Annotated in this window: 7 protein-coding genes; 3 read left to right on the top strand and 4 right to left on the bottom strand. The window is 64.7% G+C overall.

Annotated elements, in window-relative coordinates; all coding sequences use genetic code 11:
* Nucleotides 1–104: 104 nt before the first annotated feature.
* Nucleotides 105–1,223: an NADH:flavin oxidoreductase gene (locus B3605_RS07490; protein WP_112946108.1), complete on the bottom strand. Its 1,119-nt coding sequence runs from the start codon at nucleotides 1,221–1,223 to the stop codon at nucleotides 105–107.
* Nucleotides 1,224–1,387: 164 nt separating this feature from the next.
* On the opposite strand from B3605_RS07490, the gene B3605_RS07495 reads away from it, so the two are divergent.
* Together B3605_RS07495 and B3605_RS07500 are read left to right on the top strand one after the other, a co-directional pair.
* Nucleotides 1,388–1,747, top strand: a complete 360-nt coding sequence (locus tag B3605_RS07495) for a winged helix-turn-helix transcriptional regulator (RefSeq protein ID WP_183796326.1) — start codon at nucleotides 1,388–1,390, stop codon at nucleotides 1,745–1,747.
* Between the two features lie 148 nt (nucleotides 1,748–1,895).
* Complete coding sequence (locus B3605_RS07500) at nucleotides 1,896–2,780, top strand: polysaccharide deacetylase family protein (protein ID WP_112946106.1); 885 nt, start codon at nucleotides 1,896–1,898, stop codon at nucleotides 2,778–2,780.
* A 292-nt stretch (nucleotides 2,781–3,072) separates the two neighbouring features.
* Here B3605_RS07500 and B3605_RS07510 read toward each other — a convergent pair whose 3' ends face one another.
* The 3 genes from B3605_RS07510 to B3605_RS07520 all read right to left on the bottom strand — a co-directional run bounded on the left by B3605_RS07510 (nucleotide 3,073) and on the right by B3605_RS07520 (nucleotide 7,249).
* Complete coding sequence (locus B3605_RS07510) at nucleotides 3,073–4,362, bottom strand: NAD(P)/FAD-dependent oxidoreductase (RefSeq protein ID WP_112946105.1); 1,290 nt, start codon at nucleotides 4,360–4,362, stop codon at nucleotides 3,073–3,075.
* Nucleotides 4,363–4,369: 7 nt separating this feature from the next.
* The gene (locus B3605_RS07515) at nucleotides 4,370–5,536 is read right to left on the bottom strand and encodes an AI-2E family transporter (RefSeq protein WP_112946104.1); all 1,167 of its coding nucleotides are present in this window, start codon (nucleotides 5,534–5,536) and stop codon (nucleotides 4,370–4,372) included.
* A gap of 201 nt (nucleotides 5,537–5,737) precedes the next feature.
* The gene (locus tag B3605_RS07520; RefSeq protein WP_183796324.1) at nucleotides 5,738–7,249 is read right to left on the bottom strand and encodes an MFS transporter; all 1,512 of its coding nucleotides are present in this window, start codon (nucleotides 7,247–7,249) and stop codon (nucleotides 5,738–5,740) included.
* 228 nt (nucleotides 7,250–7,477) lie between these two features.
* Here B3605_RS07520 and B3605_RS07525 point away from each other — a divergent pair, with 228 nt between their 5' ends.
* Entirely contained in the window at nucleotides 7,478–8,404 is a 927-nt protein-coding gene (locus B3605_RS07525; RefSeq protein WP_112946102.1) for a LysR family transcriptional regulator, read from the top strand.
* Nucleotides 8,405–8,440: the final 36 nt, after the last annotated feature.

Consider the following 8,440-nt stretch of genomic DNA (forward strand, 5'->3'; position numbering starts at 1 on the left):
TATTACCTCTACGACTGAGTAGCCTTAGAGCCTCTCGTCCAGACCAAAGCAAAACGGCGGCCCTGATGGAGCCGCCGTTTCGCATTCATATAGGCTGAGACGCCTTACACCAGCTCGCCGAAGGCGGCTGCCGTGAACGGACGCATGTTCTCGTTGTCGCCGGTGCGCACCTTGGTCACCCATTGCGGATCGCTCAGGATCGCGCGGCCGACGGCGATCAGGTCGAACTCCTCGCGCTCCATGCGGCGCACCAGATTGTCGAGCCCGACGACGCTCGAGCTCTCGCCGCCGAACGCTGCCATGAAATCGCCGGAAAGACCGACAGAGCCGACGCTGATGGTCGCGGCACCCGTGAGTTTCTTCGCCCAGCCGGCGAAATTCAGCCCCTGTTCGCCGTCGATCTCGGGGAACTCGGGCTCCCAGAAGCGGCGCTGCGAGCAGTGCAGCACATCCACGCCCGCCTCGACAAGTGGCATCAGCCAGTCGGTCATCGCGTCAGGCGTTTCGGCGAGCCGCGCCTTGTAGTCCTGCTGCTTCCACTGGCTGAGACGCAGAATGATCGGATAATCGGGACCGACGGCCTCGCGCATCGCCTTCACCACCTCGGCGGCGAAGCGGGCGCGCTCCTTCAGCGTCGCGCCGCCATAGCGGTCGGTGCGCTTGTTGGTGCCGGCCCAGAAGAACTGGTCGATCAGATAGCCATGCGCGCCGTGGATCTCGAACGTGTCGAAGCCGAGCCGCTTGGCGTCGGCGGCAGCCCGCGCATAGGCGGCGATCGTGTCGGCGATGTCTTCCTCGCTCATCGTTTCGCCGCGCGGCGTCTCCGGCGCAAGCAGGCCGGACGGGCTTTCGACACCGCTTGCCGGCCAGTCGCCGGCCGGATGGGCGACGGAGCCGACATGCCAGATCTGCGGCCCCATCTTGCCGCCCTTGTCGTGAACCGTCTTGATCACCTTGCTCCAGCCGGCAAGCGACTTCTCGCCGTGGAAGAAGGGGATGCGCTCATGGTTGCTGGCCGCCGGCCTGTCGATGACGGTGCCTTCCGAAAGGATCAGGCCGACGCCGTCTTCGGCGCGGCGGCGATAATAGGCCTCGACATCAGCCCCCGGAACGCCTTCGGGCGCGAAGGTCCGCGTCATCGGCGCCATGACGATACGGTTCTTGAGCTCGAGCGATTTGATCTTGAACGGCGCAAACAGCGCGTTGACGTCAGCTGCATTCATTACGGGCAAACTCCTGTAGAAAGGTGGCGCGCTTTAAGTATATTCTATATACCTAGTGTCAATGAGGCACTACGAAGCGCCTAGGTAGCATCGAGGAAACCGCCATGAACGAACACCGGCCGATCTCAGCCCCCGTCAATTGCCGGGCGGACCGTCCCGACGCCATCGAGCAGAGCTTCGTCGTCGATTGCCCGAGCCGGCTCTTGTTCGACCAGATCGCCGACAAATGGTCGATGATGATCCTGACCGTGCTCGATCGCGGGCCGCTGCGCTTCAACGCCATAAAGCGCCAGCTCGGCGGCATCACCCAGAAGGCGCTGACACAGACGCTGCGCCGGCTGGAGCGCAACGGGCTCGTCACGCGCGAGGTCATTCCCGTCTCGCCGGTGGCGGTCGAATACCGCATCAGCCCGCTCGGCCGTTCGCTGCAGACGCCGTTCAAGGCGCTCTATGCCTGGACCGTCGACTACCTGCCGGATGTGGAAAAAGCCCGCACTGCCTTCGACGAACGTTCGGCCGGCTGATCGCACCTTGCCGTTAAGCCACGACTTATTTATCGACAGAAACAGCAATGCGCCGAACCGGCCGTAAATTTGCCGTGGAAGCGGCCGATGCGATCACTATACGGCTGCTGCCATCTGAACTCGGTTTGAACTCCACGGTCCCGGCACAATGAAAAACATCGTCCTCGCCTCGGCGCTGCTCCTTGCCCCGGTCGCAATTGCCGCTGCCGGGCAAACCGCGACCATCCAGCCCATCGTTGCGGCCACCATGCCGGCGCCCGTTGTCCCGCTATCGTCGGACCCGGGGACCGCGAACACGGCACCGAAGTCCGCCCCGAAGGCCGCGCCCAAGCAGACGCCGCCCAGGCAGACATCGTCCACGAAACTCGTCGAGCCGCACCTTCGCGTCGCCCGCTCCGAGATCAAGGGCCATGCCCGCGTCGCGCTCACTTTCGACGCCTGCATGGGCAAGGCCGACGAGCGTATCCTCTCGGTGCTGGTGTCGGAGCGCATCCCGGCAACGATCTTCGTCACCGCCCGCTGGCTGAAGCACAACCCGCAAGCGCTGCAGGTCATGCTCGCCAATCCCGATCTGTTCGAACTGGAAAATCACGGCCAGAACCACATTCCCGCCGTCGACAAACCGGTATCGATCTACGGCATCGCGTCCGCTGGTTCTCCCGAAGCCGTGCGCCTCGAAGTCCAGGGCGGTGCCGACGCCATGCTCGCCTCCGGCATCCCGGCCCCCCGCTGGTTCCGCGGCTCGACCGCCAAATACGACCTCTCTTCGATCGCCCAGATCCGCGCCATGGGCTACCGCATCGCCGGCTACTCGGTAAACGGCGACGGCGGCTCGCTTCTTGGTGCTGCGATCACCGAAAAACGCATCTCCTCCGCCAAGGACGGCGACGTCGTCATCTCCCACATCAACCAGCCGACCCACGCCGCCGGCGAGGGGGTGGCGAAGGCAATTCTCGATCTGAAGGCCAAGGGCACGGAGTTCGTGCGGCTGCAGGATGTCGAGGATCGTGGGGATGATGATACGACGGAGTAGGGTGGCTCTCTGGCGCTAACCTGCGGAAAGACGATCTCTAGATCGGAACCCGTGTTACCCCCCTCTGTCCTGCCGGACATCTCCCCCACAAGGGGGGAGATCGACTCGTGACGTGCTTCCCATCCAAACGTTGATGTCGGAGCGAGCGACCGCCCCCAGCCAATCTCCCCACCTGTGGGGGAGATGCCCGGCAGGGCAGAGGGGGGTATCACACGGCACAACCTAGCGAGCGGATATCTAGTCAAAACCCAACGAGTGGCTCCGGGCATAACCTAAGCCCCACCAACCCACTCTACCGCACCACCATCTCCACCCTTGCCGTCTCATCCCGCCGCGAACCACCGCCCGGCCCATCCCGATCCATCGCGAAATCATCGAACCAATCGCGATACGTCCCCGACATCATCGCCCCGATCACCTGCGTCGCCAGATACGAGAACGTGATCCCGTTCCCGCCATAACCGTACGCCCCAAAAACATGCGGCAGCGATGGCACCGGGCCGATCAGCGGCAACCCGTCCGCCGTTTCGCCGAAGGTGCCGCACCAGGCGGTGGCGACGCGGGTGTCGGCGCGGGGCCAGATCAGTTTCATCTTGTCGCGGATCGTCATGATCTTTTCCGGCGCCTTGGCGTCGCGCGCGGCCGGATCGACCGTGTCGTCATCCTCGCCGCCGACCACGATCCGCCCGTCGCCAGTCGTGCGCATGTAGAGATAGGGGTGGCTGTCCTCCCAGATCAGCGCCTGGTCGCGCCACAGCGTGCCCGGTTCCTGCGGCACGGTTGCCATCGCCCAGCTCGACGTCGTGCGGTGCAGTTTCGGCATCGCGATATCAGGCAGGCTGTAGCCGGTGGCGAGCACCGCCGTCTTCGCCTCGATCACGAAGCCGCCGTCGGTTTCCGCCGTCACGCGGTTGCCCTCGCTGTGCAGCCGCGTCACGGACGCATCGATGAGCCGCGCGCTGTCCTTGGACGCCATCCCCAGCAGCGCCCATGTGAGGAGCAGCGGATCGGCTTCCGCCGAGCCGCGCGACAGGATGCCGGCGTCGCGGTCGATCTCGAATTCGGTGAAGAGATCGCAATGTTCCAGATACCGGCTCGGAAGCCCGGCGCGTTGCCGGAGCTCGGCTTCGACCGCGAGATCGCGCGCCCCCTCGTGATTCCCAGTGAGATAAAGCGAGCGGCGCGGCTGGAAGGCGCAGTCGATGCGGTAGGCGGCAATCAGCTTGGCGAGACCGGAAACGGCCGCCGCACTGCGCCTGTAGATGCCGACGGCGCGCTCGAAGCCGTAGAATTGCTCGAGTTCCGTCAGCGTCTTGTCGATCTCCCATTGCAGCATCGCGGTGCTGGCGGCCGTGCTCCCGAGCCCCGGATGCTCGCGGTCGACGATCGCAACCGACAGGCCGCGCTCGGCCAGGTGCTGCCCCATCAGCGCCCCGGTCACACCGCCGCCGATGACGAGGGCATCGATCTGCAGATGATCGGTGAGCGGTGCGAAGACGGGGCGCCTCACGCCGTTGCCCCAGGGCGAGCGGCCGCTGGTCAATCGATCCTGGCTCAGGCTCTTCAGCTCTATCTCGGACATGGCGGCCTCACTTCGGCAGTTGCGGCTGCTGCTTTTCTTCGATGAACAGCTCGTCGATGATGGTCATGACGATCAGCGACAGAGGCAGCGCCAGCATAGCGCCGACCGCACCCCACATCCAGGTCCAGAACAGAATGGCGAGGAACACCACGAAAGCATTGATCTCCAGCCGCCGTCCCATCACCGCCGGGAAGATCAGGTTTTCCATCAGCAGGTGGACGGTGAAGAAGGCTGCTGCCGGGATCAGCCCGACGACGAGCGCATCATGCGTGATGATACCGGCAATCGCGATCGCCAGCGTCATCATCGTGATCCCGAGATAGGGGATGAAGCTCGAGAGAAACGCGAAGAAGCCCCAAAGCACCGGCGATGGCAAACCGCCGGCATAGGCGATGATGGTCATCACGACGCCGAGGCAGGCATAGATGACGGAGGCGGTGGCGAAATAGAAGCCGAGCACCTGCTCGACGCTGCTGATGACGCGGATGGCGGCGAGCCGCTGCGAGCGCTCGCGAAAGACCATGATGATCGACTTGCGCAGGCTGACGCGGCCCATCAGGAAGAGCAGCAGTGCGGCGAAGAAGATCAACGCCTGCACCAGGGCCGGCGTCAGGTTCGCTGTCACGAGATGCAGGATGTTGCCGGTATTCTCCAGGAGCTTCTCTGCCGACATCGGGCCGCTCTGGAAGGTCTCGGGCGTGATATGCAGCCATTTGATGCGCTCAAGATAGGGCATCAGCCGGTTCGCCGTCTTCTCGGCAAAGTCCGGACCCTCGTTGGCAAGCGTCGTCAGCGGGCCCGCAAGCGAATTGGCGACGAGGAAGATGATGAGCGCCACGGCCGACGACAGGATGACCGCGTTGGTGATCCGGGGCACGCCGAGCTTCGTCAGCTTCTCCGCAAGCATCCCAAGGATCATGCCGACGACAATGGCAAGCGTTAGCGGGATCAGGACCAGCGACATCATGTAGACGGCCGAGAGAGCGAGGATCACGAAGATGCCGATGATCGCCCAGGCCATTGAAATGTCTAGGCCATCCTTCTCCAAACGCCGCACCGGCGCCTGTATTATGGCTTCCTCTGCGTCAGTCATGTTTTTCGCCCATGAACTGACCCGCCGCTCTCCGATCGCGATCTTGCTCGCCTGTTTGCGAATGCCGTTGGCAATACCCATGAATAGTCGTTCCCCGGAAGCCCCTGTGCTTCGCACCTAGAACGCCGCGAAACTCATTCCGGTTCCGCCTGTATCAAAGCGGGAATGCCGAATTCTCGCCTCATCTGAGGCGCATCATCAGGAACGCAACGGCGGGGAGGCAGGGCCGCTGCGTTTCGTGCCCGATTGGAGCACCGTCGCGGCCCTGCCAGATCCGATATTTTAGCCCGCCGGACTGTCGCAAACGGCCGCTTCCGAAACCGTCTCCGGCTCCTTGCGGCCGAGAAACGCCACCACCACGACCGCCGTGAAAATGGTGATGCTCGCCAAGAGGATCAGCAGCGTGCTGAAGGCCTGCGCGTAGTTCAGCGCCAGCGCCTCGCCACCCATTTGGGGCATGACGGCCGCCGCCGCGCCAAGATCGCCGGTCACCAGCCGCTGCGCCGCCCGTGCCGCCTCTTCGCCTGACCCACCAAGACCTGACCCAAGCCGGGTGCCGACCAGCGCCGAAAGCACCGCGCTGACGATGGCAAGCGCCACGCCTTCACCGGCAACGCGGGTCGTGCTGAAAATCCCCGTCGCCATGCCGGCCCGTTCCTTCGGTACGACGCTGACGGCAAGCCCGTCCATCAGGCCCCAGGGCAGGCTGATGCCGATGCCGATTGTCAGAAGCGGCCCGATCAGAAGTAGCGGCTGCGAGGTCGGCACGCCCGCCGGAATGGTCGACAGCCAGAACAGCCCGCCGGCCGCGATCAGCAGCCCGACGCCGCAGATGACCGCGGCGGTGAACCAGCGCGTCAACAGCCCGGCGACGACGGGCAGCACCAGCAGCGGGCCGGATAGCGCGATCATCATCTGCCCGGCGCCCACCTCGCTCATGCCGTCGATGCCGACGAAGCGCACGGGAAGCAGGATGAGCAGCACCACGAAGGCATAAGCCGGTGCGGCGGCCAGAAGCTGCACGCCGACGAAGCGCGGATAGCGAAACAGCGTCAGGTCGAGCATCGGCCGCGCCGTTCTCCGCTCGATCAGCCAGAAGCCGGCCAAAAGCGCTGCCGAGGCGACGAGCAGCGCCACGACGGAAGGGCTTCCCCAGCCATTCTCCGGCGCCAGCAGCACGCCGTAGGTGAACAGCGCCAAGGCCAGCGTGAAACTTGCAGCACCCGGCCAGTCGAGCCCCCTGGCCTCCGGGTCACGCGTCTCGTGCAGAAAGATGGAGCCGAGGACAAAGGCGATCGTGCCCAGCCCCACGACAAGCGCGAAGATCGCCGGCCAGCCGAAGCCGTCGACCATAAAGCCAGAGGCGATCGGCCCGAAGGCGAGGCCGACGCCGAAGCTGGAGCCGACGATGCTGAAGGCCCGCATCCGCGCATTGCCCTCGAACTCCTGCGCCAGCGCCGCCATGCCGCCGGAAAAGGCGGCCGCCGCACCCATGCCCTGCAACGCTCTCAGCACGTCGAACCAGACGATATCGGGGGCGAAGGCGAGGCTCGCCGAAAACATGAGGAAGGCCACCAGGCCGATCAGAAAGATGCGCTTGCGGCCATAGCTGTCGGCGAGCGCCCCTGATGCCATCAGGCTGCTGCCGAAGGTCAGCATGAAGGCATTGGTGACCCAGTTGAGCGCGATCGGGCTGCCGCCGAGATCGCGGCTGATCGCCGGCAGAGCTACCGCCGGTCCGGTGAAGGTCAGCGGCATGGCGGCCGCGGCAGCGCAGATGCCGATCAACGCCATGATCTTCCTGATGTAGCCGGCTCGGCTTGCGCCGGCGGCGTCAAGCGGTGTCGAGAGTTGTCGTGTCATGAGGTATCCGCCTGTGTGAAAGGTGAAGCGCGGCGACAGCGGGAGGCCTATCGCCGAATGCGCAGACAAGATAAATTCGCTTCAATATCGCGATAAGCGGCCTATGATGCCGTTCATCATGGAAAAATTCGCTCGAATAGAAAGAGTGGAAAGCGCAACATGGATCAGCTCAACGGCCTCTCGGCCTTCGTGAAAACCGCCGATCTCGGCAGCTTCGTCGCCGCCGGGCGCGTGCTCGGCCTGTCGGCGTCCGCCGTCGGCAAGGCGGTGACGACGCTGGAGCGGCAGGTCGGCGTGCGGCTCTTCCAGCGCTCGACGCGCAGCATAAGGCTGACGGAGGAGGGACGGCTGTTCCACGAGCGCTGCCGCCGCGTGCTTGACGATCTCGAGGACGCGCAGGCGTCGCTTGCGGCTGCCGTCGCCACCCCGCGCGGCCGTCTGCGCCTCAGCCTGCCGCTGGTCAGCTATCATCTTCTGCTGCCCGTCGTCCCCGGCTTCGTCCGCCTCTATCCCGAAGTCGAGCTCGATCTCGATTTCAACGACCGCATCGTCGATCTGATCGACGAGGGTGTCGATGTGGCGATCCGCAGTGGTGACCTGCAGGATTCCCGGCTGATGTCGCGGGCGCTGCGGCCGTTTCGCATGCTGCTTTGCGCAGCACCCGATTATCTGGAAGCGCACGGCACGCCGAAGACCCCGGCCGATCTCGCCGGCCACGCCGCCATCCGCTTTCGCTTTCCCAACAGCGGCAAGGTCCAGGACTGGCCGCTTGCCATGCCATCAGGCGCGCCGGAGCTGGCGATCCGCAGCCTGCTCGTCTGCAACAACATGGAAGCGTTGGGCGGCGCGGTGGAGGCCGGTCTCGGCATCGGCTGCATGCCGGATTTCCTGGCAAGGCGCCGGCTGGCGGAAGGCCGCCTGCGCACCGTGCTCGACGATCACATCGACGGCCCCGGCCAGTTCCACATGCTCTGGCCCTCGAACCGGCATTTGTCGCCCAAGGTCCGCGTGCTGGTCGATTACCTCACCGAAACCCTCTTCGCCGACCACTTCGAAAGCCCGGCCGCGCCAGCATGGCCGACGTGAGGGTTGTCATCATCTCTCCCTCATCAAGTCAGTCTC

Origin of the sequence: Rhizobium sp. UBA1881 (assembly GCF_002338015.1) — a bacterium.
GTDB lineage: Bacteria > Pseudomonadota > Alphaproteobacteria > Rhizobiales > Rhizobiaceae > Rhizobium.

Coding starts and splice junctions, on each gene's coding strand:
- B3605_RS07515 (WP_112946104.1), bottom strand. CDS start 5,536: ATGGGTATTGCCAACGGCATTCGCAAACAGGCGAGCAAGATCGCGATC.
- B3605_RS07510 (WP_112946105.1), bottom strand. CDS start 4,362: ATGTCCGAGATAGAGCTGAAGAGCCTGAGCCAGGATCGATTGACCAGC.
- B3605_RS07520 (WP_183796324.1), bottom strand. CDS start 7,249: ATGGCGTTGATCGGCATCTGCGCTGCCGCGGCCGCCATGCCGCTGACC.
- B3605_RS07490 (WP_112946108.1), bottom strand. CDS start 1,223: ATGAATGCAGCTGACGTCAACGCGCTGTTTGCGCCGTTCAAGATCAAA.
- B3605_RS07500 (WP_112946106.1), top strand. CDS start 1,896: ATGAAAAACATCGTCCTCGCCTCGGCGCTGCTCCTTGCCCCGGTCGCA.
- B3605_RS07525 (WP_112946102.1), top strand. CDS start 7,478: ATGGATCAGCTCAACGGCCTCTCGGCCTTCGTGAAAACCGCCGATCTC.